Below are 25,771 nucleotides of genomic sequence, written 5' to 3' on the forward strand. Positions count from 1 at the left end.
GTATTACGCAAAAAAAAGGGGTGTTTCAACACCCCTTGTCTCATCTTGTGACGGCTACGCCAGCTGTTTTAGCATTCGGCGGAGCGGCTCGGCGGCCCCCCACAATAGCTGGTCACCGACGGTGAAGGCCGACAGATACTCCGGCCCCATGTTCAGTTTACGCAGGCGACCCACCGGGGTGGTCAGGGTGCCGGTAACAGCAGCCGGGGTCAGCTCACGCATAGTAATTTCACGATCGTTTGGTACCACTTTCGCCCACGGGTTGTGCGCGGCCAGCAGTTCTTCAACGGTCGGAATAGAAACATCTTTTTTCAGCTTGATAGTAAACGCCTGGCTATGGCAGCGCAGCGCGCCAACGCGAACGCACAGGCCGTCTACAGGAATCGCTGAGGCAGTGGCGAGGATTTTATTGGTCTCCGCCTGCCCTTTCCACTCTTCACGGCTCTGGCCGTTATCCAGCTGCTTGTCGATCCAAGGGATCAGGCTGCCCGCCAGAGGAACACCAAAGTTGTCTACCGCCAGCTCGCCGCTGCGGGTCAACGAAGTCACTTTGCGTTCAATATCCAGAATCGCAGAAGCCGGATCCGCCAGCTCAGCCGCAACATGGCTATGCAGCTGGCCCATCTGGGTCAGCAGCTCGCGCATATGACGCGCGCCGCCGCCGGAAGCCGCCTGATAAGTCGCCACGCTAACCCACTCAACCAGATCCTGAGCAAACAGGCCGCCGAGGGACATCAGCATCAGGCTGACGGTACAGTTGCCGCCGACAAAGGTTTTAACGCCGTTGTTCAGGCCAGCGGTGATGACATCCTGGTTCACCGGGTCAAGAATGATAATGGCGTCATCTTTCATGCGCAGCGAAGAGGCCGCGTCAATCCAGTAACCCTGCCAGCCGCTTTCACGCAGCTTCGGGTAAATATCGTTGGTGTAATCGCCGCCCTGACACGTAACAATAATGTCCAGCGCCTTCAGAGCTTCCAGATCAAAAGCATCCTGAAGCGTGCCACCGGTACTGCCACCAAAAGATGGAGCAGGCTGCCCCAGCTGTGAGGTGGAGAAAAAAACAGGGCGAATGGCGTCAAAATCGCGCTCTTCAACCATGCGTTGCATGAGGACAGAGCCGACCATTCCGCGCCAGCCGATAAAACCAACATTTTTCATAACGTATTCCTGCGAGGTGTGTGCTGTTTGTTCCAGGCCAGTTTCCTACTGGTTAGCCCTTCACATTACAAAATGCAGCTAAAGTCGCAAGTGAAATTAATCAATGATTGCAAGGCAATCAGTAACGCAGCTAATTTCGCAGAGCGGTAGCCGTCGCTGGCCCCCGGAATACCTTGATGATTATCAGGGTATTTATATTGCAAAGGGAATAATTTCCGCTGCTATTTTATTGATCAGGATTATGGATATCAGCAGAAATCAGGTTGTTTTAACCTTCCTGACAAAACCCGACAAACCCAGATATAGCAAGGGATTACGAGCTATGTGATGTATGTCGTACTTCTGATAACGGCAAATCTGGCGGGATTGAAAGCGAGGTTTTCTGGATAAAAGTAGAGCGGAAAAATTAACCCGGCGTTATCTCGTTCCGCCGGGTTAATGCTGTGGCGCTTAGCTCAGCAGCGTAAACGCAATCATACCGACGATTGCCCCGACGGTGCCGAGGATAGTTTCCATCATCGTCCAGGTCTTCAGCGTTTGCGCTTCGGTCGCGCCGGTAAACTTACCGAACAACCAGAACCCTGCGTCGTTGACGTGGCTGACCACGATAGAGCCGCCGGCGATACAGATAGACAGCGCCGCCATCTGCGCGCCGCTGTAGTGCAGCTGTTCGATAACCGGCATGACCAGGCCGACGGCCGTCAGGCAGGCAACGGTCGCGGAACCCTGAATAATACGCACCGCCGCCGCCAGCACGAAACAGGTGATGGCAATCGGCAGCCCCATGCCGGTAAGCGCTTCGCCGAGCGCCGGACCTACGCCGGAGTCGACCAGCACCTGCTTGAAGACGCCGCCTGCACCGATGACCAGCAGAATAATGCCCGCAGGCTGGAGAGCATGACCGCAAATCTCCATTACTCGGTCTTTCGCCATTCCCTGACGCACCGCCAGGCCATAGATTGCCACCAGGCAAGCGACCAGAATCGCGGTAAACGGATGGCCGATGAACTCAAACCATTGGTAGGCGGTAGAACCTTCCGGTACAAAGCGCGCGGCGATAGTTTTCAGACCAACCAACACCAGCGGCAGCAGAATCAGCGAGAGGCTGAAGCCAAATGACGGCATTTTGCCTTCGCCCAGGTGCGGCTCGCTGATATCGTCAGGAATATGCAGCTCAACGTAGCGGCTAATGAAATTACCCCACAGCGGCCCGGCAATAATCATCCCCGGTATCGCGGCGCACAGGCCAATCAGGATCATCCAGCCAAAATCAGCGTGCATCTGCGATGCCAGCAGCATCGGCGCAGGCCCCGGCAGCAGGAACGCAGCCGCAGCGGCTACACCGGCAAACAGCGGGATCACCAGCTTCACAAGGTTGGTGCCGGTATGACGCGCCATCGAGAAAGCCACGCTGATCAACAGCACGATCGCCACTTCGAAAAACAGCGGCAGCGCGCAGATCAGCCCGGCCAGGCCTATCGCATAGTGGGCGCGATTATGGCCAAAAGATTTCAACATTTTAACGGCGATCTGGTCGACCGCGCCGGTTTCATGCAGGATCTTTCCGAACATTGCCCCTAGCGCGACGACGATAGCCAGAAAACCCAGCGTGCCGCCCATGCCTTTTTCCATCGTCGCCGCGATTTTATCCAACGGCATTCCGGAAAAAAGTCCTGCTCCAATAGAAACCACCATCAAAGCCACGAAGGCATGCATGCGCGCCTTCATGACTAAAAACAGCAGCAGCAAAACGGAGCCGACTGCTGTTAAAACAAGCGTTAATGTACTCACTAGTTACTGCCTTTGTTGATCACCTCAATGGTGCTGGCGACCACGCCTTCCAATGACTGGTCGATATCGACGATTAAAACATCGCTTTCATCCGCGCCCGGTTCCTGCAGAGTCTCGAACTGCGTGACCAGCATTTGAGTTTTAAAGAAGTGGCCTTTACGCGCCTTCAGACGTTGTTCAATAACCGCAAAATCGCCTTTCAGGTAGATAAAGGAGAGGTTCGGGTTACCTTTACGCAGAATGTCGCGGTAGCTCTTTTTCAGCGCCGAGCAGACAATCAGTGACACTTTATTGGTACGCTGCATGGCAAAGGCAGCATCGTTCAGCGCCTGCAGCCACGGCTTGCGGTCATCGTCATTTAACGGTTCACCGGAGGCCATCTTATTGATATTGCTGCGCGGATGCAGAAAGTCGCCGTCGAGAAACGCGGCGTGCAGTTGATGCGCCACTTCGCTGGCGACAGCGGATTTACCGCTGCCGGAAACGCCCATCAGGACATAGATGTGGTGATCATGGTTAGTCGTGCTCAAAGCTTCCTCCCACTGGACACATACGCACAGCCTGGCAGCTTTTAACGGCATGAAATACTGGCGTACAGGTTAATTGTTACGGGTAACTGTTATCGGTAACATTGTCATGCCGGAGTTATGGAGAAGCAATAACCATTCGTGCCAGATGTGAATATGTGTGATCTACTTCAAATTTGTCAGTTTAAATAGATCCGCCCGGTGACAACGTGAAACCTAAATCTAACATCTTAGGCGTCACCTCTTCACCGCGAATACGCGCCAGCAGTCGTTCAGCACCAATTCGCCCCATCCGCTCACGCGGCGTCAGCACGCTGGCCAAACGAGGCTCCATCACCTGACCGATATCGTGACCGTGGAAACCAGCAATCGCCATATCGTCAGGGATCTTCAGCCCCAGGCGCTGGCACTCAAACGCCGCGCCGACCGCCAGGTCATCGTTGGTACAGAAAATACCGTCAAGCTGCGGATATTCACGACGCGCCTGGCGCATCAGTTCAATGCCCGATGAATAGGACGAAGACTGCTCAACCATCACGCTGTAGGGCGTCATTCCGGCGTCGAGCATCGCCTGCTCATACCCCTTCTGTTTGATGATAGTACGTTCATCAAGACGTGCGCCAAGATACGCAACGTGACGGTGACCATGATTGATAATCGCCGCGGTCATCTGCCGGGCCGCTTCGAAGTTATCAAAACCGACGGCGATATCGAGACACGGCGATTTGCTGTCCATCAGTTCGACAACCGGGATCCCCGCCACTTCAATCATCTTTAATGTGCGCGGCGTGTGGGTTCGTTCCGTGAGGATCAGGCCGTCAATGTTCCAGGAGAGCATTGACTCCAGGCGTTTTTCTTCCATTTCAGGCTTATAGCCGTAGTGCGCCAGCATGGTCTGATAACCGAATGAATCGGTCACGCTTTCAATACCGCGCAGTACTTCTGAAAAAACCTGGTTGGTTAACGAGGGCAGCAGCACGCCAACGGCGCGGCTGGTGGCATTAGAGAGGATGTCAGGGGCGCGATTAGGAATATAACCCAGTTCATCGAGAGCAACGGCAATCTTGCCACGCAGCGCTTCGGAAACCTGTTCCGGGTTACGTAAGTAGCGACTGACCGTCATTTTGGTCACGCCGACAAGATCGGCTACATCCTGAAGTACGGGTCTTTTCTTTTTCATCGTCCTGACTGTGTTAAACGAGAGACATTTTCTCAGTTTATCACGGACAAAGCCCAACCTTCCCGGATGTTTGGGGAGGTTGGGCAATTTATTTAAGCATCTTCCGTAAGGGATCAAACCGGCGGCAGGTCAAACAGCAGAATTTCGCTATCGCCGTCGGCATGTACGGAAATTGCCTGTTCATCCCAAATCGCCAGACCATCGCTGGTGGTGGCTTTGGTTCCGTTGATAGTCACTTCACCTTTCACCACCTGGATCCACACCCGACGTTCAGCGGCAATCTGGTGCACCGACTGCTCATCTTTCAGCAGCGCCCAGCGGTAAAGTTCCATATCCTGGAACACCTTCAGCGAACCTTCGCGAGCATCCGGCGACAGCACCAGCTGTTTGCCCTGAACGGCGTCAAAGCGGCGCTGTTCGTAGCGCGGAGTGATGCCATTTTTTTCCGGCATAATCCAGATCTGGTAAAGATGCAGTTTTTCCGTGGCGCTTGGGTTGTACTCAGAGTGACGGATCCCGGTACCTGCGCTCATGATCTGAAACTCACCCGCCGGAACCTGCTCTTTGTTACCCATGCTGTCCTGGTGCTCAACGGCCCCTTCCAGCACATAGGTCAGAATTTCCATATCTTTGTGCGGATGGGTACCGAACCCCTGGCCTGCATCAATCACATCGTCATTGATAACCCGCAGCGCCGAGAAGCCCATAAAGTTAGGGTCATAATAGTTAGCGAAAGAGAAAGTATGCCAGGAATCCAGCCAGCCGTGGTTAGCGTGACCGCGTTCGTTAGCTTTGCGTAAGTAGATCATGTTGCACCCCCGTATGTTGTCGATGGAGTAAGTGTGGACCCAAACCCCAAACGATCATAGAGGGTGAAAATTGACTCCTCTTTTCAAAAAATATGAACAAGTGCAGAGGAGCCGTTATCGCTTATCTGGAAAGGGTTATCGTGGCTGGAGAAGGCTGTTCAAAGCCGCGTTCGAGAATCTCCATATTTGTGAGAACTTCAGATTCCTTGACGAAATTTGGCTGGCCGTTAACCAGGGTTTCATACAGCGCATCATAGACTCGGCCATAGTCGCCGGTTTCCAGCGCAATCTCTTCCCGCACGGTTTCTCCCGCCTCATTGACGTACTCCAGCAGACCAACGGTATCGTCCGCGCCAAATCCCGGCTCGCCCGGCATAATATTGGCCTTCAGACTGGTCTCCTGTTGGTCAATTCCGTATTTAATAAACGAACCGTTACGTCCATGGACGATAAATTTTGGGTAGGCCAGCTTCACCAGATGGCTGGTTTTCACAATCGCTTTCAGATCGCCGTAGAACAGCTGAGCCTCAAAGGTATCGTCCGGATTGGCCTTATTGCGCAGGCTACGGATATCGTAAGCGACATGGTCCGGGCGACCAAACAGGGAGATAATCTGGTCCATAGTATGGACGCCGAGGCCGTAGAACGCGCCGTCCTGCGGGAGTCCTGGTTTCCCTCCATCCACCGGGCGATAGTTGTCGAAATGGCTCTCTATCTCGACCAGTTCGCCAAGCTTACCGCTCTCAATCACCTTTTTTGTCGTCAGGAAGCAGGAATCGAAGCGACGATTCTGGTAGGGAGTAATGGTCAGCCCCTTGCTTTTCGCCAGAGCGAACAGCGTTTTTGCCTCTTCCAGAGTCGGGGTAAAGGGCTTTTCAACCAGCACATTTTTACCCGCCTCCAGCGCCCGTTTCGCATACGCAAAATGGCTGTCCGCGTGGGTGCAGACAATCACCAGTTTTACCTGCGGGTCGTTAAGCACTTCGTCGAGGTCGCTGGTGAAATGGATATGCGAATACTGCGGCGCCTGCTCCTCCGGTTTTGCGCTGCGGCGAAAGATATGCGCTACGTGCCAGCGGTCTTTTCGGTACAGTACGTAGGGAAGATGGTAGCGGGTGGTGCTTTTGCCAAATCCAATAAATGCGCAGTGCAAAGTCATAACGCTGTCCTTAGTTAAGATCTCTGCTATTAACCATAGCGCAAGCCAGTCCCGAACTTAACCCCTGCAATTAGTATTGGTAAATTCTTAAATGTTAAATTTATCGCTTAAATTCATTGACCCTAACGGTTAAATTCCGGATAAGAGGAATCCTCGGGAAAGAGCATTTTTTATCCAGTGCGCTAGCCGGCTTGACGTCCCATCCGTCGCACTCACCTTTTCCAAAACACGATGACTAAAGGAGTAGCCATCTCGTTCGCATGGAAAGCAAATATATTGCCTTAAATAGCGCCCTTCTTTTTTGGCTGCTTGGCCTGATGGCCTGGTGCTTCGAATCCGCCTATCTGGCCTGCCTCTCGGGCTCCTTGTCTTTGTCATCTTTCGTTATTCATTTTCAATACCATCGGATTAACCATATGTTTAAAAAGAATAAAACCATTGAAGCTACGCCTTCCGCGCTGAATACTACCGTGCCAAACAGCGACCCTCAGCCAGCGGTGACCAAAAAACCTGTCGCCACGGTTATCGCCAGCGGTATCCGCCTGGAGGGCAACATCACTTCCGAGGGCAATGTTGATATTTACGGTACAGTAAGCGGCAATATCGACGCTGAAGAGAGCCAAATTAAGATTATGACCGGAGGTCTGGTAGAGGGAAATATCACCTGTCGCGAGCTGATTATCGACGGCTGCGTCATCGGCCAGTGTCACGGTGAGACGATTGAAATCGATAAGAACGGCAAAGTCACCGGCACGTTGACCTACCGTACGCTGGCGATTAAAAAGGGTGGCGTGTTTTCCGGTCAGGCAGAAGTGTTGCCGCCGGTAGCGGAAAAGAGCAACGTCGTGGGTTTTATCGCGGATACCGCGCCTGAAAGCAAAGACAAGATCGATAGACAAAGCGCAGAAGTGGCGCAATAAAGCTCATCCGGGTGCTTCCTGAAAAAAGCAAAAAAAAAGCCAGCACCCGGCTGGCTAAAGTAATACTGGAAGCAATGTGAGCAATGTCGTGCTTTCAGGCTTTCCGCGAGGGTCTCCCTGAACGCAATGCAATAATAATCATTCTCATTCGCACTTGTCCACTCCTTTTTGCAAAAAATAGTCGTTGACGCATTTTTTAAAGTCAGTGATGTTTACAGGGACTATAAACCCACCGAGGAAATGAAGAATGAGCGACATAGTGATACGCCATGCCGAAGCCAAAGATTACGACGCAATCCGTCAGATCCATGCTCAGCCGGAGGTGTATCACAACACGCTACAGGTTCCTCATCCTTCCAGCCATATGTGGCACGAGCGACTAACCGACCGACCGGGCGTCAAACAGCTGGTCGCCAGCATAGATGACCAGGTCGTGGGGCACCTCGCCATTGAGGTTATCCAGCGCCCGCGCCGGAGCCACGTCGCCGATTTCGGCATTTGCGTGGATTCACGATGGCACAATCGCGGCGTTGCCAGTGAGCTGATTCGCACCATGATCGACATGTGCGACAACTGGCTGCGCGTCGACCGTATTGAGTTGACGGTGTTTGTGGATAACGCTCCCGCGGTGGCGGTGTATCAGAAATTAGGCTTTGAAATTGAAGGTACGGGGAGAAAGTATGCCCTGCGCAACGGCGAATATGTTGATGCGTACTTTATGGCGCGGCTGAAGGGATGACCCTCACCCTAACCCTCGCCCTGAAAGGGAGAGGGTTAGGGGAAAACTAATATCCTGCCGTGAGATCATCCGGCGAACGCGGATCGGATGCGCCGTACAGCGTGCCGTCCGGGCCAACCATAATGCTCTGGGTACTGCCCATCGCCTCTTTCAGCGCCACTTTCTGCCCTTTACTCTCCAGCAGCTTCAGCGTGTCCGGGCTAAAGCCCTTTTCTACCCGCAGTTCGTCCGGCAGCCATTGATGATGGAAGCGCGGGGCGTTGGTAGCTTCCGCAACGTTCATACCGAAGTCGATAGTATTCACCACCATTTGCAGGACGGTAGTAATGATACGGCTGCCGCCTGGACTACCGGTCACCAGCCAGGTTTTACCATCTTTCACCACAATGGTCGGCGACATCGACGACAGGGGGCGCTTCTTCGCCTCAACGGCGTTGGCGTCGCCGCCTACCAGCCCGTAGACGTTCGGCACACCGGGCTTAGCGGAGAAGTCATCCATCTGATTGTTCAACAAAATCCCGGAGTCTCCCGCCACGATGCCGGTACCAAAGGTGGTATTCAGCGTATAGGTCACCGCAACGGCGTTACCGTCCTTATCCACCACCGAAAAATGCGTGGTCTGGTTGCTTTCATACGGCGCCAGTTTGCCGGGGCGAATCTGGCTCGACGGTTTGGCTTTATTGATGTCTATCTGTTCGGCAATCGATTTGGCGTACGCTTTGCTGGTCAGCGCCTGCCACGGCACTTTGACGAAGTCCGGATCGCCAAGGTATTCCGAGCGGTCGGCATAGGCGTGCTTTTCCGCTTCCGCCATCACCTGCATGGCGTCGGCGCTGCCGAAGCCGTACTTATGCATATCGAAGTTTTCCAGGATATTGAGGATCTGCACGATATGAACGCCCCCGGATGAAGGCGGCGGCATGGAGAACACCTGGTAGCCGCGATAATCACCGCTAACCGGCGTGCGCTCGACCGCTTTGTAATTTGCCAGATCCGCTTTGGTGATAAGCCCGCCGTTATTCTTCATCTCTGATGCAATCTGATCGGCAATTGCGCCTTTATAGAAGGCATCCGGCCCCAGCTCGGCAATCAGCTCCAGGCTTTTGCCCAGCTGTTTTTGCACCAGCCTATCGCCCTTTTTCAGCGGCTCGCCGTTTTTCCAGAAGATGGCCCGGCTGTTGGCGTGGCCAGGGATCACTTCACTACCGTAGGTTTTCAGATCGTCGGCCAGCGCATCGTTGACCGTGAAGCCCTCTTCCGCCAGCTTAATCGCCGGGCGAATCACTTTATTGAGCGGCATCGTGCCGTATTTCTCCAGCGCAAGAGAGAAACCGGCCACGGTGCCCGGGATGCCGGAAGCCAGATGGGAGGCCAGCGATTTCTTGCTGTCCGGATTGCCCTGGTCGTCGAGAAACATATCGCGGGTGGCCTGTTCCGGTGCCATCTCTCGAAAATCAATCGCCGTCGTATTACCGTCTTTGGTTCGCAGCATCATGAACCCGCCGCCGCCAATATTACCGGCCTGCGGATGGGTAACCGCCAGCGCATAGCCTACCGCCACGGCGGCATCCACCGCGTTGCCGCCCTGACGCAGAATATCCACGCCGACCTTAGTGGCCAGCGCATCTACCGAGGCCACCATCCCCTGCTGAGCGCGGACCGGATGAAAAACGTCTTCCTCTACACCATAAGAAACCGGAGGCGGTGCTGGATTTGCCGCGACGGTAAAGCTCCCGCCCGCCAGCAAAGCAGCGATGACGACCTGACGCCAGCGCGTTGTTTTTATCATTGTCATACTCCTGATGATGTTTTTATTTACCCATAATCCTGGATGATAAGTCTTAAAAAATCATTGTTGTGCCGGAAAGAGGATAAACTTAAGGGATCCCATGAAAGGGAGGAGAGAACAATGAAAGCTATGCTATTTCTGGCGGCGCTGCTGCCGCTAAGCGCTCTGGCGCAGCCGATCAATATCGACAATAACCCTAATCAGCCGGGGTACGTGGTGCCCAGCCAGCAGCGGATGCAAAACCAGATGCAGACCCAGCAAATGCAGCAGCAAAATAACCTGAAGCAGGGTATTCAAAGCCAGTCGCGCACCCAGCAGCAGCGTCTGCAGACGCAGTTGAATAACGATCGGCAGCGAGTACAGCAGAATAACAACCTGAACCGCCAGCAGCCCCTCCCCAACAACAACGGTGGGATGCTACAGCGACAGACGACCCCGTAAGGGTCGTCTGTAACAGATTATGCCGGGAAGCCGGGGCCGATAACGTCAATCGCATCGGTGCAGATGCTGTCGACCCCCCAGCGCAGCAGTTCGGCGGCACGCTGGGGTTTATTGACGGTATAGACAAGAATATGCAGGCCTGCGGCCTTCAGGCTCGCGACGCGCGCTTCATCCAGCAGCTTATGGTTGAGATGAATCGAAACGCAGCCGAGGCGCGCGGTAAGCTCGCGCCAGTCGTCCCGCCACTCATCAAGCAACAGCCCGCGCGGTAGTTCGGGCACGGCTTCCTGCGCAGCTTCCAGAGCATCGATTTCAAACGATGACAGCAGCGGCGGGGTCATTCCTTGCCACAGCTCGCGGGCCGCCAGCGCCACAACTTTACCGGTCAGCGGACCGGTACCGGTAGTCGGTTTAATTTCGATGTTGGCCATCATGCCGTGCTGGCGGCAGCGTTCGGCCACCTCGCTCAGCAGCGGCAGCGGCTCGCCTTTAAACTCGCCGCTGTACCAGCTGCCGGCATCCACTTTGAGCAGATCGTTCCACGCCAGCTCGCCCGCCACGCCCCAGCCGTTGCTGGTGCGTTCGAGATTGTCATCGTGCAGTAAAAAAATATGCCCGTCTTTCGATAACTTAGCGTCAAACTCAATCATCGTATGACCGTAACGAGCGCCGGTATCGATGGCCGCCAGGGTGTTTTCCGGGGCCAGCTTACCGCCGCCGCGGTGGGCGACGATATGGGGATAAGGCCAGTGGCTCATGCGCGTTGTCCTGTTTCACTATCAAAAAAGTGCAGACTTTCCTGCGGCAGATGCAGCCACAGGGTGCTGCCCGAGCGCGGACGCTGCTGGTGCGGCAGCCGGACCACCAGCTTCTGCTCACCCCAGCACCCGTGGGCGAGGTTATCGGCACCTAAAATTTCCAGCGTATCCATCACCAGCGGTACGCCACCTTCCGCCCCGGAGCTTAATGCAAAATGTTCCGGGCGGATACCCAGCGTCATCTTACGCCCGGCGAAGCGGCGATGCTCGCTGTTGACAGGTAAAAGCATTCCGCCCTCAAGCTCGAAGCGGCTTCCGTCGTCGCTGACCCGACCTTCCAGCAGGTTCATTGCCGGGCTGCCGATAAAGCTCGCCACAAAGCGGCTGGCCGGTTTTTCATAGACTTCGACCGGTGTACCGATCTGCTCGGCAATGCCTTTATTCATCACCATTACCCGCTGGGCGAGAGTCATCGCCTCCACCTGATCGTGGGTCACGTACAGCGAGGTGGTTTTCAGCCGCCGGTGCAGCAGCTGCAGCTCAAGACGCATCTGCACGCGCAGTTTGGCATCAAGGTTGGAGAGCGGTTCGTCAAACAGGAATACCGCCGGGTCGCGCACGATAGCGCGTCCCATCGCTACCCGCTGGCGCTGGCCGCCGGAGAGCTCACGCGGACGGCGCTTCAGCAGGCCATCCAGCTCCAGAATACGCGCCGCTTCCTGGACGCGCTCAGCAATTAATCCTTTACCTAAACCGCGAATTTTCAGGCCCCACGCCATATTCTCTTCCACGCTCATATGCGGGTAGAGAGCGTAGTTCTGGAACACCATCGCAATGCCGCGATCTTTCGGTTCCATTTCGGTGACGCGCTTGCGGTCAATCCAGATATCGCCGCTGGTGACCCGCTCCAGACCCGCCACCATACGCAGCAGGGTTGACTTTCCACAGCCCGAAGGGCCAACCATGACGATAAATTCACCGTCCGCGACGTCCAGCGTCAGCGGTTGGATCACCTGGGTTTTACCATCCCAACTTTTGGTTACTGCCTGTAGCTTCAGTCCTGCCATTTTATTTCTCACTATCCACTAAACCACGCACAAACGCGCGCTGCATGGCTAAAACGATAACAACCGGAGGAATCAGCGTGAGCAGCATCGCCGCCATCACCTGATTCCACTGCGTGGTTCCCTGGCCGATGGCGATCATCCCTTTGATGCCCGCAACCGCCGTGCCGAGATTAACGTCGGTAATAATCAGCAACGGCCACAGATACTGGTTCCAGCCGTAAATAAAGGTGATCACGAATAGCGCCGCCAGGTTGGTTTTCGACAGCGGCAGCACGATGTCACGGAAGAAACGCATCGGCGAGGCGCCGTCAATGCGCGCGGCTTCAATCAGTTCGTCCGGCAGGGTCATAAAGAACTGTCGGAACAGGAAGGTGGCGGTCGCCGAGGCCATCAGCGGCAGCGTGAGTCCGGCATAGCTGTCGAGCATCTTCAGATTGGCAATCACTTCCACGGTCGGGAAAATACGCACTTCAACCGGCAGCATCAGGGTGATAAAGATCATCCAGAAGAACAGGTTGCGCAGCGGAAAGCGAAACCAGACGATGGCGAAAGCGGAGAGCATCGATACCGTAATTTTGCCCACCGTGATGCCAAAGGCCATGATGAAACTGTTGAGCATCATCAGCCAGAACGGCGCGCTGTTGGCCCCTACGCCGTTCACCCAGATGAATTTCATGTTTTCGAGCAGATGCCCGCCAGGTATCAGCGTCATTGGCGTGTCGAAGACCGCTTTACTGTCCAGCGTTGCCGCAACAAAGGCGACATACAGCGGGAATAGAATGACCGCGATGCCTAAAATCAGCATAGTGTGGCTGAAAATCGTCAGCCCGCGACGGTTCTCAATCATTGGTAGCGCACCTTTCTCTCAACATAGCGGAACTGCACCACCGTCAGAATAATGACGAGGAACATCAGCACCACCGACTGGGCAGCGGAAGCGGACAGGTCGAGCCCGGCAAAACCCTCACGGTAGATTTTATAAATCAGCGTCGTCGTTGCCTGTACCGGCCCGCCGCCGGTTGCGGCATCGATAACCGGGAAAGTATCAAAAAAGGCGTATACCAGGTTGACGACCAGCAGGAAGAAACTCACCGGAGCGATCAGCGGCAGCGCCAGCCTGAAGAAGCGGAGAATCGGCCCGGCGCCGTCAATGGCGGCGGCTTCAACCAGCGAGCGCGGAATAGACTGCAGTGCGGCAAAAAAGAATAAGAAGTTGTAACTAATCTGCTTCCAGACCGAGGCGAAGACGACAAGAAACATCGCCTGGCCGCTGTTCTGCGCATGGTTCCAGTCATAGCCCATCTCGCCGAGGAGGTGGGTAATCAGCCCGCGTCCCGGATTGAATAAAAAGATCCACAGCACCGCGGCTACCGCGGGCGCAACGGCATAGGGCAGCAGCATCAGCGTCTGATAGAAGCGGCTGCCGCGCACCACGTAATCCACCAGCGCGGCGAAAAACAGCGAGATCAGCAGGCCGCTGACGGTGACCAGGGTACTGAACTTAATGGTGGTCCAGAAGGAATCCAGATAGTACGGGTCGTGGAACAGGGCTAAAAAGTTGTCCAGACCGACAAACTGGCTGGAGAGCCCAAAAGGGTCAACGCTCTGTAGCGAATACCACAGCGCTTCGCCCGCAGGCCAGATAAAGAAAATAACGGTGATAACCAGCTGCGGCGCGACCAGCACATAGGGCAGCCAACGCGAGCGGAACACCGGACGGGATGATGACATAGTTAAACTCTGAGTTGGTTTTCCCCCATCCCGGCCCTCTCCCCGGCGGGGCGAGGGAGAAAAGACGGCTCCGGGCGATCCCTTCTCCCCGTCGGGGAGAAGGTCAGGATAAGGGGCTGGCTATAAGATTACGACTTCGTCGACTGCTCAAAACGGCGCAGCAGCTGATTACCGCGCTCAACGGCGGCATCCAGCGCCTGCTGAGGCGTTTTCTTACCGGTCCAGACGCTTTCCAGCTCCTCATCCACGATGGTGCGGATTTGCGGCATATTGCCCAGACGCAGGCCTTTAGTGAACGGTAGCGGCGGCTTGTTCAGCATCTGACGCGTAGCGATATCCGCGCCCGGGTTCTTATCATAGAAGCCCTGTTCGCGGGTCAGGTTGTAGGCGGCGGTGGTAATCGGCAGGTAGCCGGTTTTCTGGTGCCATTCGGCAGCGTTTTCCGGTTTGGTCAGGAAATCGAGGAATTTGGCGACGCCGGTATAGGTTTCTTTATCTTTACCCTGCATCACCCACAGGCTGGCCCCGCCGATAATGGCGTTCTGCGGCGCGCCCTTCACGTCGGCGTCGTAAGGCATCATACCGACGCCGTAGTTGAACTTCGCGTACTGACGGATATCCGCCAGCGAGCCGGAGGAAGCGGTGGTGATGGCGCAGTCGCCGTTATAGAACTTCTCGGTGGATTCGTCTTTACGCCCGAAGTAGCTGAAGTCGCCCTTCTTGTTCAGCTCTTCGAGCAGGGCGATATGCTTGACCTGTTCCGGCTTGTTGAACTCCAGTACCGCATCGGTACCGTCGAAGCCGTTGTTTTTGCTTGCCACCGGCAGGCCGTGCCAAGCGCTGAAGTTTTCAATCTGAATCCAGCCCTGCCAGCCGCTGGCGTAGCCGCACTTCATCCCGGCTGCTTTCAGCTTCGCGGTATACGCCGCCAGATCCTGCCAGGTTTTTGGTGGCTGCTCCGGGTCTAAACCGGCTTTTTTGAAGGCATCTTTGTTGTAGTACAGTACCGGCGTGGAGCTGTTAAACGGCTGGGAGAGCAGATGACCGGTTTTCGAGTCGGTGTAATAACCAGAGACGGTAGGCACGAACTGCGTTTCATCAAACTTAATGCCCGCATCGCTGAACACCTGATAAACCGGCTTAATCGCCTTCGAGGCCATCATCGTCGCGGTGCCGACTTCATACACCTGCAGAATCGCCGGCGCGTTGCCGGTACGGAAGGCGGCAATACCTGCGCTCAGACTCTGCTCATAGTTACCCTTGTATACCGGAACAATTTTATAGTCCGGGTTGGCTGCGTTGAAACGTTGCGCCAGGGAATCAACTTCTTTTCCCAGCTCCCCTTCCATTGAGTGCCAGAACGGAATCGTGGTTACCGCCAGGGCCTGTCCGGCAAATGCCAGGCTGAGCGCCAGTCCTAAAGCTGTATGTCGTAACGATCTCATCGGTTATCTCTCTTGTTGTTCCGGATGCGCGATTTCACGCGTTTTATGTTCGCGGGGGTAACATGACATGCTCGAATGACAGAAAAATAACTATTGCATTACAAAAATATTACAATAAATTGGCGAAAGCATGATGAAACGGTGAAAAAAAAGTGTCAGGGAAATGGCAAAGCGAAAAAGAGAGGCGGGACGGACTACAGATAAACCGGGATCTGTAGTTAAATAGGGTTCGTTTAAGAGCACTCTCCAGCGAGCCGTCACAAGGAAAAATATGAAGACGCTTCATAAACCTACCGAGCGCGTTTTACTGATTCTGGAAACATTAGCCAACGCGGATGGAATGACGCTCTCCGAGCTGTCGCTCAAAACCGATATTTCAAAGGGAACCATTTTCCCAATTCTCAAATCGCTTCAGTACCGGAAATATATTAGTCACGACGATCGCAAGGGTATTTACACGCTGGGGATCTCATGCGCGGTTCTGGCAAGCTCAACGGTTGAAAAAGAGTTCTGGCTTAAAATGATCAACGGTGAAATGCACACGGTGGTCAATGAATGCAATGAGGTTTGCCAGCTCGGCATTCTGGATGATGCCTGGGTTCTTTACGTCGATAAAGTTCAGGGCGACCAAACCGTACAACTGGTCTCTAAGGTAGGGACTCGCCTTCCGGCCATCTGTTCCGCGTTGGGCAAAGCGCTGCTGCATAAGCACCGCGACGAAGAAATTGTGGAACTTTATCCGCAGGGTTTTCCTTCCGTTACCGCTCGCAGCGTAACGAATATGGCTCAGCTCCGTCCGCAGCTGGATTTTGTTGCCGCCAACGGTTATGCCATGGACGATCGGGAAATCAACGATGATACCATCTGTTTCGCCGTCCCCCTGCAGCAGAAAGGCATTATTCTGGCGGCGATCAGCGTCTCATTGCCCTCTTTCCGCGCCAGCGATGAAAAAACGCGGCAGGTTATTCACGCGCTAAAAGAGGCCAAGGGTCGTATCGAAAGCGTGCTGAATAAGCTTCCTGATATTAAAAATTACTGATTTATTTGCCAACGGCGCCTTCGGAATTGTGATTACCCACACAATACCGATATTTAATGATCCTCCGTGGCGCCCGACTATTCTGCATAATTCCCCATTTATTCATTGAGTTAATCAATTATCCGCCCGCCTTTTGCGCTATTTGACTTCACGTCGATGGCGTGTTTACTTATGCTTAATCGCAAATACAAACAACGTTTGTATATACGAACAAAAGAGGCTAAATATGCAAAGTCGTTACATCACCCCCGCAATAACGGTTTTTGATGAACAGGGCAGGCTGGATCCTGATGGAAATTTTCGCTTGTACGATTTCATAAAAAATAACGTATCGGGATTTGTCGTCATGGGCAGTACCGGTGAGTTTTTCTCGCTGGATATGAAAACATCCCGTCAGATAATTCAAATGGCGGCAGAATTCCCGCGCGAGGGAATAAAGGCCTATGCGGGTACCAGCCGCATGGATATTGACGAATGCGTAGAGCTGGCAAACTACGCAGATGAGTGCGGACTGGATGGCGTCATGATTATCAGCCCGTGGTACTTCCGCCTGACGGATGAAGGCGTTTATACATTTTATAGCCAGATTGCCCGCCGCACTGCCGCCAAAATATTTATCTATAACTTTCCGGAGCGCACCGGCTACTCCGTCTCGCCAGCAGTTTGTTTACGGCTCGCCAGAGAGTTCCCGAATATTGTCGGTCTTAAAGATACCATACCGGACACCAATCATACGTCGCAGGTAATTCGCCAGGTAAAATCTGAACTACCGTATTTTGAAGTCTATGCCGGTTATGACAATAACTTTGCGCACAACGTCTTATCTGGAGGAGATGGATGTATAGGCGGATTATCAAATATCTGCCCTGAAGTCTTCCGCGACTGGATGCAGGCATTTAACGATAACGATCTGAACCAGATTTCGCTTTTGCAGAAAAAAGTGGATGATTTAATGGATATTTACGCGGTTAACGATCCATTCATTCCAACCTTTAAAAAAGCATTACAGCTACGCGGTATTATTCAGTCCGACCGCTGCACGCCGCCTTTTAGCACACTCGCAACCTGCCAGACCGAAAGTATTCAACGAATACTTTCCCGCGCTGGTATTGAAATTAATGCCTGACCCCCACGCGGAGGTATTATGAAAACAATCACTGCTTATGATAACCCGGTCCTTAATTCCGCGATTACAAAATCGTGGAAACGCCTGGTTCCTCTAATGTTTATTCTGTACTTCATCGCCTTTATCGACAGGGTGAACGTGGGATTTGCCAAAGAAGCGATGCAGGTGGACATTGGGCTCTCCAATTCCGCCTTTGCGCTCGGGGCGGGGATCTTTTTTGCCGCCTACGCGCTATTTGGTATTCCCGCGAACCTGATCCTCAATAAAATTGGCGCGCAGAAATGGTTAAGCATTACTACCGCACTGTGGGGCCTACTCTCCGCCCTCACCGGGTTAGTACAAACGGAGACCCAGTTTATCGTTCTGCGTTTTTTACTGGGATTAGGCGAAGCCGGTTTTTATCCCGGTATTCTGCTGCTGGCTTCAATCTACTTTCCTAATAAAGTGCGCGCCTCCGTGGTCGGTATCTTCGTCCTCGGCGTGCCGCTGGCGCTGACCTTAGGCTCGCCCATCTCCGGCGCGCTTCTGGAAATGCACGGCTTCCTCGGTAAACCCGGCTGGTTCTGGATGTTCTTTATCGAAGGCATCCCGGCGGTCATCATGGGAATCTTTGCCTGGTTCTGGCTTGATGATACGCCAGCTAAAGCGCGCTTTCTCACCGATGAAGAGAAAAAAGCGCTGATTGCCCAGCTTCAGCAGGAGCAGCAGCAGACGGAAACCAGCAGCGTAGGTACCGCTCTGAAAAGCCTTAAGGTCTGGCACCTGGCGCTGATCTACGGCACCATCCAGATCAGCGTTTACGGGCTGATGTTCTTCCTGCCTTCGCAAGTCGCCTCGCTAATGGGTTCCACGCTCGGTTTTAAAGAGTCGCTGGTCGCCGCTATCCCCTGGGCCTGCTCCGCCGTTGGGGTCTATTACATCCCGCGTCTGGCGGACAAAATGCCAGCCCGGCGGATTCTTATCTCGGTATTCTGTATGCTGGCTGCAGCGCTGGGCCTGTTTGTTTCTGCCTGGTCCGGCCCGGTACTGGCGATTGCCGCCCTCTCGCTATCGGCCATCGGTTTCCTCTCCGTGCAACCTATTTTCTGGACCTTCCCGGCGCAAATCGTGTCAGGGTCAGCGCTGGCTGCCAGTATCGGCTTTTGCACCACCATGGGCGCGTTCTGTAGCTTTCTGGCCCCGCTCATTCGCGTCGAGGTCGATGCCTTCTTCGGCAACGATTCGGCTGGTCTGGTCGCCCTGTCGCTCATCACCGTCTGCTGCGCGCTGCTTATTGCCGCCCTCGCCGGCAGAAAAGCGACAAACGGCGTCGCGATCACTCATCACTAAGTCCTGATGCGCCTATAACAAAGGATAAATAACATGCAGACCATCTTAAAAATTGACCCTACCGATAACCTGATCGTTGCGCTGCAGGACTTACGCAAAGAGCAGCAGGTGAACTGGAACGATGAAGCCTACGTTCTGCGTAGCGATGTCAAAGCCAAACATAAGTTCGCGACTCAAGATATCGAGACCGGCGATATTGTATCGCTGTACGGCGTACCGGTAGGCAAAGCGACGCGGCCCATTGCCTGCGGTGAAGCCATCACGACCGAGAATATCAAACACTACGCGGCCCCGGTTTCGCTTGACGACGTCGCCCCCTACGACTGGCAGCAGCCCGATGTTTCCGCCTGGCAGCAGCGGACGTTTAAGGGAATCGTGCGTGAAGATGGCCGGGTCGCCACCGCGAACTACTGGCTGGTCATTCCGCTGGTATTCTGTGAAAACCGCAACGTTCAGCGCGTCACCGACGCATTAAACGACGCTCTTGGCTACGCCAATAACGGCCTGAAAAACTTTGCTCGCCAGGTAACGTCGGCTGGAGCCTTAAACGATACTCGCCATCTGCCCTTCCCGCATCTTGACGGCATCCGCTGTATTACCGTTAACTCCGGCTGCGGCGGCGCCACCTCAGACAGCATGACGATGTGCGACGTGCTGGCCGCCTATTCCGACCACCCTAACGTTCTTGGCGTAACGGTCTTTGCCCTCGGCTGTGAAAAAGCGCGAATTGTTGATTTCAAGGCCGCTCTGGCGAAGCGCAACCCGCACTTCAACAAGCCGGTTATCTACTTCAGGCAGCAGGACTGGAGTAGTGAAGAAAAGATGATGCAGGATGCGTTGACCGAGACCTATAACGCGATTCGTGAGGCCCCCATCGCCGAGCGGCAGGACGTCCCGCTCTCCCACCTCAAAATCGGCGTGAAGTGTGGTGCTTCAGACGGATTCTCGGGGATCAGCGCCAACCCGGCGATGGGCGAGGTTTCAGATCGCCTTGTCGCGCTCGGCGGCGCTTCGGGGCTGGCAGAATTTCCCGAACTGTGCGGCGCGGAAGGGGATATCGTTCAACGCTGCGCGACCCGCGAGCTAAAAGAGAAGTTTCTGGCGCTGATGAAAAACTATGAGCATGTCGCTAACTTTTTCGGTACCACCATCGCCGATAATCCCAGTCCGGGAAACATTGCCGACGGGCTGATTACGGACGCCATCAAATCCGCCGGAGCGGCAAAAAAAGGCGGCAGAGCGCCTGTTAGCGCAGTATGCGACTACGCCGAACCGATGGGCGCAAGCGGTCTTTCACTGGTCTGTACGCCGGGCAACGATGTGGACGCGGTAACGGGCCTGGTCGCGGCGGGGTGCAACGTGGTGATCTTCTCAACCGGGTTGGGTACGCCGACGGGTAACCCTATCGTTCCGGTGCTTAAAGTATCCACCAACTCGGCGCTGGCGAAAAAGATGCCGGATATTATCGATTATGACTGCGGGCCGATTATCGAGGGTACGCCGCTGGCGGACATCGCCGACGGCCTGTTTGAGAAAATCATCGCCACCGCCAGCGGAACCTGGCGAACCAAAGCGGATGCGCTTGAACAGTATGATTTTATGCTGTGGAAACGCTCGCTGGAGCTGTAGAAATTAAACAAAATGCCCGGCAGTCCACAGCTGCCGGGCATTTTTACTTACCCGCCCAGATAGGCGCTGCGTACGGCTTCATTCGCCAGCAGCGCGTCTCCGGTATCCTCCAGCACCACATGGCCGTTCTCCAGCACGTAGCCGCGATCGGCCAGCTTCAGCGCCTGGTTGGCGTTCTGCTCAACGAGGAAGATGGTCATCCCCTGCTCGCGCAGCTGTTCGATGGTGTCGAAGATTTGCTGAATGATAATCGGCGCCAGACCGAGCGAAGGCTCATCCAGCAGCAGCAGGCGCGGCTGGCTCATCAGCGCGCGCCCGATGGCCAGCATCTGCTGCTCGCCGCCGGACATGGTGCCCGCCCGCTGAACACGGCGCTCATGCAGGCGCGGAAACAGCTCATACACCCATTTGATGCGGGTCTGGAACTGGTCGCGATCGGCAAAAAAACCGCCCATCGCCAGGTTCTCTTCCACCGTCATCCGCGAGAAGACCCGGCGCCCTTCCGGCACGATCGCCACCGCTTCGCGCATGATTTTCGCCGTCTGCCAGTCGGTAATATCTTTACCGTCGAAAACCACGCGTCCGCTGGAGGCGCGCGGGTCGCCGCACAGCGTCCCCAGCAGCGTGGTTTTCCCCGCGCCGTTCGCGCCAATCAGGGTGACAATCTCCCCCTGATTGATATGCAGGCTGACGTTATGCAGCGCCTGGATTTTGCCGTAGTGGGCGCTGACATCGTCAAAAGATAACATCACTTTTTCCATCTTATGCGTCACCACCATTATGCTTCACCTAAATAGGCGCGGATCACGTCCGGGTTGTTGCGAATCTCTTCCGGCGTACCGTTGGCCAGCGGCGTGCCCTGGTTTACCACGTAAATACGGTCGGAAATGCCCATCACCAGCTTCATATCATGCTCAATCAGCAGGATAGTGGTGTTGTGATGGCTGCGCAGCTCGACGATCAGCTCATCCAGCTCTTTGGTCTCTTTCGGATTCAGCCCTGCCGCCGGTTCATCCAGCATCAGGATTTCCGGCTGGGTCACCATACAGCGGACAATCTCCAGACGGCGCTGGTCGCCGTAGGCCAGGTTGCTGGCCTGGCGGTTGGCATGTTCCAGCAGACCAATACGTTCAAGCCAGGTTGCGGCGCGATCCAGCGCTTCGCTCTGGGCGCGACGGAAGGACGGCGTTTTCAGCAGACCGGAGAAGACACCGGACTTGAGCTGCTGATGCTGCGCCACCAGCAGGTTTTCAATCACCGTCATTTCGCGGAACAGACGCACGTGCTGGAAAGTTCGCACCACGCCCATGCGGGCAATCTGCTGGCCCGGCAGCCCTTCCAGATGCCGATCGCGCAGCATAATGGTGCCGCCAGTTGGCTTATAAAAGCCGGTCAAACAGTTAAAGACGGTGGTTTTTCCCGCGCCGTTAGGGCCAATAAGCGAAACAATTTCCCGCTCGTGCAGCTCCAGCGATACGTTGTTGACCGCCAGCAGGCCGCCAAAACGCATCATCAGGCCGTTTACGGATAATAATGGCTGACTCATGCCTGCTCTCCTTCTTTGGCCTGCCCATTTTTCAGCTTCAGCTGTGGACGGGTCATCGGCAGAAGCCCCTGCGGACGCCAGATCATCATCAGTACCATCAGCGCACCCAGCATCAGCATGCTGTATTCATTGAAATCACGCATCAGCTCGCGCGACACCACGAGCAGCACCGCCGCCAGGATCACCGCGAACTGGGAGCCCATTCCGCCCAGGACCACAATCGCCAGCACAAAAGCGGATTCGGCGAAAGTAAAGGATTCCGGGCTGACGAAGCCCTGACGGGCGGCGAACAGGGTGCCGGCAAAACCGGCAAACGCAGCGCTGATGGTAAAGGCGGTCAGCTTGATGCGCGTCGGGCTGAGGCCCAGTGAACGACAGGCGATCTCATCTTCGCGCAGCGCTTCCCAGGCGCGGCCCAGCGGCATACGCAGCAGGCGGTTAATCACGAACAGACTTAGCACCACCAGCAGCAGAGCAACCAGGTAGAGGAAAATAACGCGATCGGACGGGTCGTACTTCACGTCAAAGAAATTGCTGAACGTATCCCAGCCGCCTTCGCGGGCGCTGCGGCTAAATTCAAGACCAAAGAGCGTCGGTTTCGGGATCTGGCTGATCCCGTTAGGACCACCGGTCACCGCGGTGTTGTTGAGCAGCAGGATACGCACGATTTCACCGAAACCGAGCGTCACAATCGCCAGATAGTCACCGCGCAGGCGCAGCACCGGGAAGCCCAGCAGGAAGCCCGCAGCCGCCGAAACCAGCCCCGCCAGCGGCAGGCAGGTCCAGAAGCCCAGACCATAATAGTGGTTCAGCAGCGCGAAGGTGTAGGCGCCGATGGCGTAGAAACCGCCGTAGCCCAGCACCAGCAGGCCGGAAAGCCCCACCACCACGTTAAGACCCAGGCCGAGGATGATGTAAATCATGGTCAGCGTAGCGATATCCACCGTTCCGCGCGACACCATAAACGGCCACGCCACGGCGATAACCAGCAGGGCTATCAGGAACAGCTTCTGTTTCACCGTCGAACCGTCGATAGCCGGCAGAATAAACTTCGGCCCGGAGACGTTCTTCATGGTTTTCTGGAATACAGGACGCAGCAGCTGGAAGAGAAAGACCACTGCGGTACCGATAAAGATCCACTGCCAGCGAATATCGGCGGCGGTATCCACTACCAGTTTGGTGCCGTCCAGCTCCAGCTGCACGCCCATAAAGACGCCAGCCAGAATAAAGAACATTACTGCGGACAGCAGCGCCATCGCGAAATGCATCGGTTTCATACTTTTTCTACCTCCGGGCGACCCAGGATACCGGTAGGCATCACCAGAAGAACCAGGATCAGCAGCGCGAAGGAGACCACGTCTTTATATTCCGTGCTGAGATAGGCAGATGAAAGCGCTTCGGCAATACCGAGAATCAGGCCGCCGATCATCGCGCCGGGAATGCTGCCGATGCCGCCAAGAACCGCAGCGGTAAAAGCCTTCATCCCGGCCATAAAGCCGATGTAGGGGTTGATCACGCCGTAGAACTGGCCGAGCAGCACACCGGCTACCGCCGCCATGGCCGCGCCGATAACAAACGTCAGCGCAATGACGCGGTCGGTGTTAATCCCGAGCAGGCTGGCCATTTTCAGGTCTTCCGCACAGGCGCGGCAGGCGCGACCCATACGGGAATAGCGGATAAACAGCGTCAGCGCCAGCATAGCGATAAACGTCACCACCCAGATAACCAGCTGCATGGTAGTGATAGTAGCGGAGAAGTTGTCGCTGCTGCCTATCGTCCACTGACCATTAAACAGGCTTGGCAGGGCGACATCGCGTGAACCTTCCGTCAGGCTGACGTAGTTTTGCAGGAAGATGGACATCCCGATGGCAGAGATGAGCGCAATCAGGCGTTTGGAGCTGCGCACGGGCCGGTAGGCCACGCGTTCAATACTCCAGCCGTAGGCGCTGGCAATAACGATAGCGCCGACAAAACCGGCGGCGACCAGCAGCCAGCTGGTATCGATGCCCATCATCATCAGAGCGGCAATAATCATGAAGGAGACGTAGCTGCCAATCATATACACTTCGCCGTGGGCGAAGTTGATCATGCCGATAATGCCGTACACCATGGTATAGCCAATGGCAATCAGCGCGTAGGTGCTTCCCAGCGTAACGCCGTTAAACATCTGCTGCAGAAAATAGAGAAACTGCTCGGACATAAGGTAACCTTTTTCTACCCGCCCGCTTTGCACGGGCGGTGGGATAACTTGTCTTATGGCTTATTTCGCGAGGGTGGATGACCCGTCCGCATGCCACTGGAAGACGCCAAACTCAAATCCCTTCAAATCGCCTTTTTCGTCCCAGGTCAGCGGCCCAATCACGGTTTTCGCACCATGAGCTTTCAGATCTTTGATTAAATCCAGCGGCTCCTGGCTTCCGGCCCGGTCCATCGCCTGCGCCAGCGACTGCACGGCGGCGTAGGTGATCCAGACATACGGTCCGCTTGGGTCTTTCTTCTCCGCTTTAAGCGCGTCAACGATAGCGCTGTTTGCCGGATCCTGGTCATAACGCTTCGGCATCGTGACCAGCATGCCTTCCGCCGCCTCGCCCGCGATATTGGATAGCGACGCGTTACCCACGCCTTCTGGCCCCATAAACACGGTTTTCAGACCCACGGAGCGCGCCTGACGCAGCATCTGGCCCATTTCCGGGTAGTAGCCGCCGTAGTAAACGAAGTCGATATTTTCTTTCTTCAGGCGCGCCAGCAGCGCGGAGAAGTCTTTCTCACCGGCGGTAATACCGTCGAAGAAGACAATATTCGCGTTGCTTTTTTTCAGGCTCTCCTGGACAGAGCGCGCCAGACCTTCGCCGTACTGCTGCTTATCATGAATGATAGCAATGCGCTGCGGTTTGACGGTTTCCATGATGTATTTAGCGGCGGTCGGCCCCTGTGAAGAGTCCAGACCTGCGGTACGCATGATGTACTGATAGCCGCGCTGGGTCAGCTCCGGGTTGGTCGCTCCCGGGGAGATCATCAGAATGCCTTCATCTTCATAGATATCAGAAGCTGGCTGAGTGGAGGAAGAGCAGAGGTGGCCGATCACATACTGGATGCCGTCATTGACGATTTTGTTCGCCACCGCAACGGCCTGTTTTGGATCGCAGGCGTCATCATATTCCACGCCGACCAGCTTATCGCCCTTAATACCACCCTGGGCATTAATATCTTTGATCGCCTGACGCGCGCCGTTGAATTCCATATCGCCCCACTGGGCTACCGGGCCAGACATCGCGCCAACAACCGCGACTTTAATATCCCTGGCCATTACCGAGTGGGACATCGCCAGTGCGACTAACCCCGCGATAATTGTTTTCGCGTTCCTTTTCATGCTTGCAGAACCCCGTTCATGATGTGGTGTAAATATTTTGTATTTTTATGGTTAAAAAGCATGCTGTGCTTTTATTAAACAACGCTACTTTTACCATTATCTTTAATGGTTTAGCGATGTTTTCTGCCTCAAATCAGAGTAAAATCTCTATTTTTCAGGCGATTAAGCAAAGATAATATTCTGTATTTGCGGGAAGATAAACAAAAAAAGTCCAG

24 protein-coding genes are annotated in these 25,771 nt (G+C 54.9%); 7 read left to right on the forward strand and 17 right to left on the reverse strand.

Annotation, left to right across the window (positions count from 1 at the left end):
* Positions 1-54 precede the first annotated feature (54 nt).
* The 6 genes from asd to GJ746_RS23575 all read right to left on the reverse strand — a co-directional run bounded on the left by asd (position 55) and on the right by GJ746_RS23575 (position 6,627).
* Entirely contained in the window at positions 55-1,161 is a 1,107-nt protein-coding gene (gene asd, locus GJ746_RS23550; RefSeq protein ID WP_154682324.1) for an aspartate-semialdehyde dehydrogenase, read from the reverse strand.
* A 450-nt stretch (positions 1,162-1,611) separates the two neighbouring features.
* A complete protein-coding gene (gntU, locus tag GJ746_RS23555) occupies positions 1,612-2,952 on the reverse strand; it encodes a gluconate transporter (protein WP_154682325.1) in 1,341 nt (446 codons plus the stop codon).
* Positions 2,952-3,482, reverse strand: a complete 531-nt coding sequence (gntK, locus tag GJ746_RS23560) for a gluconokinase (RefSeq protein ID WP_154682326.1) — start codon at positions 3,480-3,482, stop codon at positions 2,952-2,954. The genes gntU and gntK overlap by 1 nt, the downstream gene beginning before the upstream one ends.
* A 181-nt stretch (positions 3,483-3,663) precedes the next feature.
* Positions 3,664-4,659, reverse strand: a complete 996-nt coding sequence (gene gntR, locus GJ746_RS23565) for a gluconate operon transcriptional repressor GntR (protein ID WP_154682327.1) — start codon at positions 4,657-4,659, stop codon at positions 3,664-3,666.
* Positions 4,660-4,772: 113 nt separating this feature from the next.
* Positions 4,773-5,468, reverse strand: a complete 696-nt coding sequence (yhhW, locus tag GJ746_RS23570; protein WP_154682328.1) for a quercetin 2,3-dioxygenase — start codon at positions 5,466-5,468, stop codon at positions 4,773-4,775.
* Positions 5,469-5,589: 121 nt separating this feature from the next.
* Entirely contained in the window at positions 5,590-6,627 is a 1,038-nt protein-coding gene (locus tag GJ746_RS23575; RefSeq protein ID WP_154682329.1) for an oxidoreductase, read from the reverse strand.
* A gap of 260 nt (positions 6,628-6,887) precedes the next feature.
* Between GJ746_RS23575 and GJ746_RS23580 the strand changes: the two genes are divergently transcribed.
* Both GJ746_RS23580 and yhhY read left to right on the forward strand, forming a co-directional pair.
* Complete coding sequence (locus GJ746_RS23580; protein ID WP_154682330.1) at positions 6,888-7,547, forward strand: bactofilin family protein; 660 nt, start codon at positions 6,888-6,890, stop codon at positions 7,545-7,547.
* Positions 7,548-7,794: 247 nt separating this feature from the next.
* Entirely contained in the window at positions 7,795-8,286 is a 492-nt protein-coding gene (gene yhhY, locus GJ746_RS23585) for an N-acetyltransferase (RefSeq protein ID WP_004126120.1), read from the forward strand.
* Positions 8,287-8,332: 46 nt separating this feature from the next.
* Here the strand turns inward: yhhY and ggt are convergent, their stop codons facing one another.
* Positions 8,333-10,075, reverse strand: coding sequence for a gamma-glutamyltransferase (ggt, locus tag GJ746_RS23590; protein WP_154682331.1), 1,743 nt, complete (start codon positions 10,073-10,075; stop codon positions 8,333-8,335).
* Between the two features lie 120 nt (positions 10,076-10,195).
* On the opposite strand from ggt, the gene GJ746_RS23595 reads away from it, so the two are divergent.
* The gene (locus GJ746_RS23595) at positions 10,196-10,516 is read left to right on the forward strand and encodes a DUF2756 family protein (protein WP_154682332.1); all 321 of its coding nucleotides are present in this window, start codon (positions 10,196-10,198) and stop codon (positions 10,514-10,516) included.
* A 17-nt stretch (positions 10,517-10,533) separates the two neighbouring features.
* Here GJ746_RS23595 and ugpQ read toward each other — a convergent pair whose 3' ends face one another.
* From ugpQ to ugpB, 5 genes are all read right to left on the reverse strand, one after another.
* Positions 10,534-11,274 (reverse strand): glycerophosphodiester phosphodiesterase, encoded by a 741-nt coding sequence (ugpQ, locus tag GJ746_RS23600; RefSeq protein ID WP_154682333.1) that lies wholly within the window; start codon positions 11,272-11,274, stop codon positions 10,534-10,536.
* A complete protein-coding gene (locus GJ746_RS23605; protein ID WP_154682334.1) occupies positions 11,271-12,341 on the reverse strand; it encodes a sn-glycerol-3-phosphate import ATP-binding protein UgpC in 1,071 nt (356 codons plus the stop codon). Before GJ746_RS23605 ends, ugpQ begins: the two co-directional genes overlap by 4 nt.
* A 1-nt stretch (position 12,342) precedes the next feature.
* Positions 12,343-13,188 carry a sn-glycerol-3-phosphate ABC transporter permease UgpE gene (ugpE, locus tag GJ746_RS23610; protein WP_004116045.1) on the reverse strand — a complete coding sequence of 282 codons (846 nt, stop codon included), beginning with the start codon at positions 13,186-13,188 and terminating at the stop codon, positions 12,343-12,345.
* Positions 13,185-14,072 carry a sn-glycerol-3-phosphate ABC transporter permease UgpA gene (ugpA, locus tag GJ746_RS23615; protein ID WP_154682335.1) on the reverse strand — a complete coding sequence of 296 codons (888 nt, stop codon included), beginning with the start codon at positions 14,070-14,072 and terminating at the stop codon, positions 13,185-13,187. The genes ugpE and ugpA overlap by 4 nt, the downstream gene beginning before the upstream one ends.
* 128 nt (positions 14,073-14,200) lie before the next feature.
* Positions 14,201-15,517: a sn-glycerol-3-phosphate ABC transporter substrate-binding protein UgpB gene (ugpB, locus tag GJ746_RS23620; protein WP_154682336.1), complete on the reverse strand. Its 1,317-nt coding sequence runs from the start codon at positions 15,515-15,517 to the stop codon at positions 14,201-14,203.
* Positions 15,518-15,788: 271 nt separating this feature from the next.
* Between ugpB and GJ746_RS23625 the strand changes: the two genes are divergently transcribed.
* The 4 genes from GJ746_RS23625 to GJ746_RS23640 all read left to right on the forward strand — a co-directional run bounded on the left by GJ746_RS23625 (position 15,789) and on the right by GJ746_RS23640 (position 20,640).
* Positions 15,789-16,556, forward strand: a complete 768-nt coding sequence (locus GJ746_RS23625; RefSeq protein WP_154682337.1) for an IclR family transcriptional regulator — start codon at positions 15,789-15,791, stop codon at positions 16,554-16,556.
* A gap of 226 nt (positions 16,557-16,782) precedes the next feature.
* Positions 16,783-17,682, forward strand: a complete 900-nt coding sequence (locus GJ746_RS23630; protein WP_154682804.1) for a dihydrodipicolinate synthase family protein — start codon at positions 16,783-16,785, stop codon at positions 17,680-17,682.
* A gap of 18 nt (positions 17,683-17,700) precedes the next feature.
* Entirely contained in the window at positions 17,701-19,011 is a 1,311-nt protein-coding gene (locus tag GJ746_RS23635; protein WP_154682338.1) for an MFS transporter, read from the forward strand.
* 33 nt (positions 19,012-19,044) lie between these two features.
* On the forward strand, positions 19,045-20,640 hold the full coding sequence (locus GJ746_RS23640; RefSeq protein WP_154682339.1) for a UxaA family hydrolase: 1,596 nt from the start codon (positions 19,045-19,047) through the stop codon (positions 20,638-20,640).
* Between the two features lie 47 nt (positions 20,641-20,687).
* Here GJ746_RS23640 and livF read toward each other — a convergent pair whose 3' ends face one another.
* From livF to livK, 5 genes are read right to left on the reverse strand one after another with little or no spacing between them, the layout of a single operon-like run.
* Complete coding sequence (gene livF / locus GJ746_RS23645) at positions 20,688-21,401, reverse strand: high-affinity branched-chain amino acid ABC transporter ATP-binding protein LivF (RefSeq protein WP_154682805.1); 714 nt, start codon at positions 21,399-21,401, stop codon at positions 20,688-20,690.
* A 17-nt stretch (positions 21,402-21,418) separates the two neighbouring features.
* The gene (gene livG, locus GJ746_RS23650; protein ID WP_154682340.1) at positions 21,419-22,186 is read right to left on the reverse strand and encodes a high-affinity branched-chain amino acid ABC transporter ATP-binding protein LivG; all 768 of its coding nucleotides are present in this window, start codon (positions 22,184-22,186) and stop codon (positions 21,419-21,421) included.
* Entirely contained in the window at positions 22,183-23,463 is a 1,281-nt protein-coding gene (locus tag GJ746_RS23655) for a high-affinity branched-chain amino acid ABC transporter permease LivM (RefSeq protein WP_154682341.1), read from the reverse strand. The genes livG and GJ746_RS23655 overlap by 4 nt, the downstream gene beginning before the upstream one ends.
* Positions 23,460-24,386 carry a high-affinity branched-chain amino acid ABC transporter permease LivH gene (livH, locus tag GJ746_RS23660; RefSeq protein WP_154682342.1) on the reverse strand — a complete coding sequence of 309 codons (927 nt, stop codon included), beginning with the start codon at positions 24,384-24,386 and terminating at the stop codon, positions 23,460-23,462. The genes GJ746_RS23655 and livH overlap by 4 nt, the downstream gene beginning before the upstream one ends.
* A 60-nt stretch (positions 24,387-24,446) precedes the next feature.
* Positions 24,447-25,556, reverse strand: coding sequence for a high-affinity branched-chain amino acid ABC transporter substrate-binding protein LivK (livK, locus tag GJ746_RS23665; RefSeq protein ID WP_154682343.1), 1,110 nt, complete (start codon positions 25,554-25,556; stop codon positions 24,447-24,449).
* Positions 25,557-25,771 lie beyond the last annotated feature (215 nt).

Source organism: Klebsiella oxytoca (genome assembly GCF_009707385.1).
GTDB lineage: Bacteria > Pseudomonadota > Gammaproteobacteria > Enterobacterales > Enterobacteriaceae > Klebsiella > Klebsiella oxytoca_C.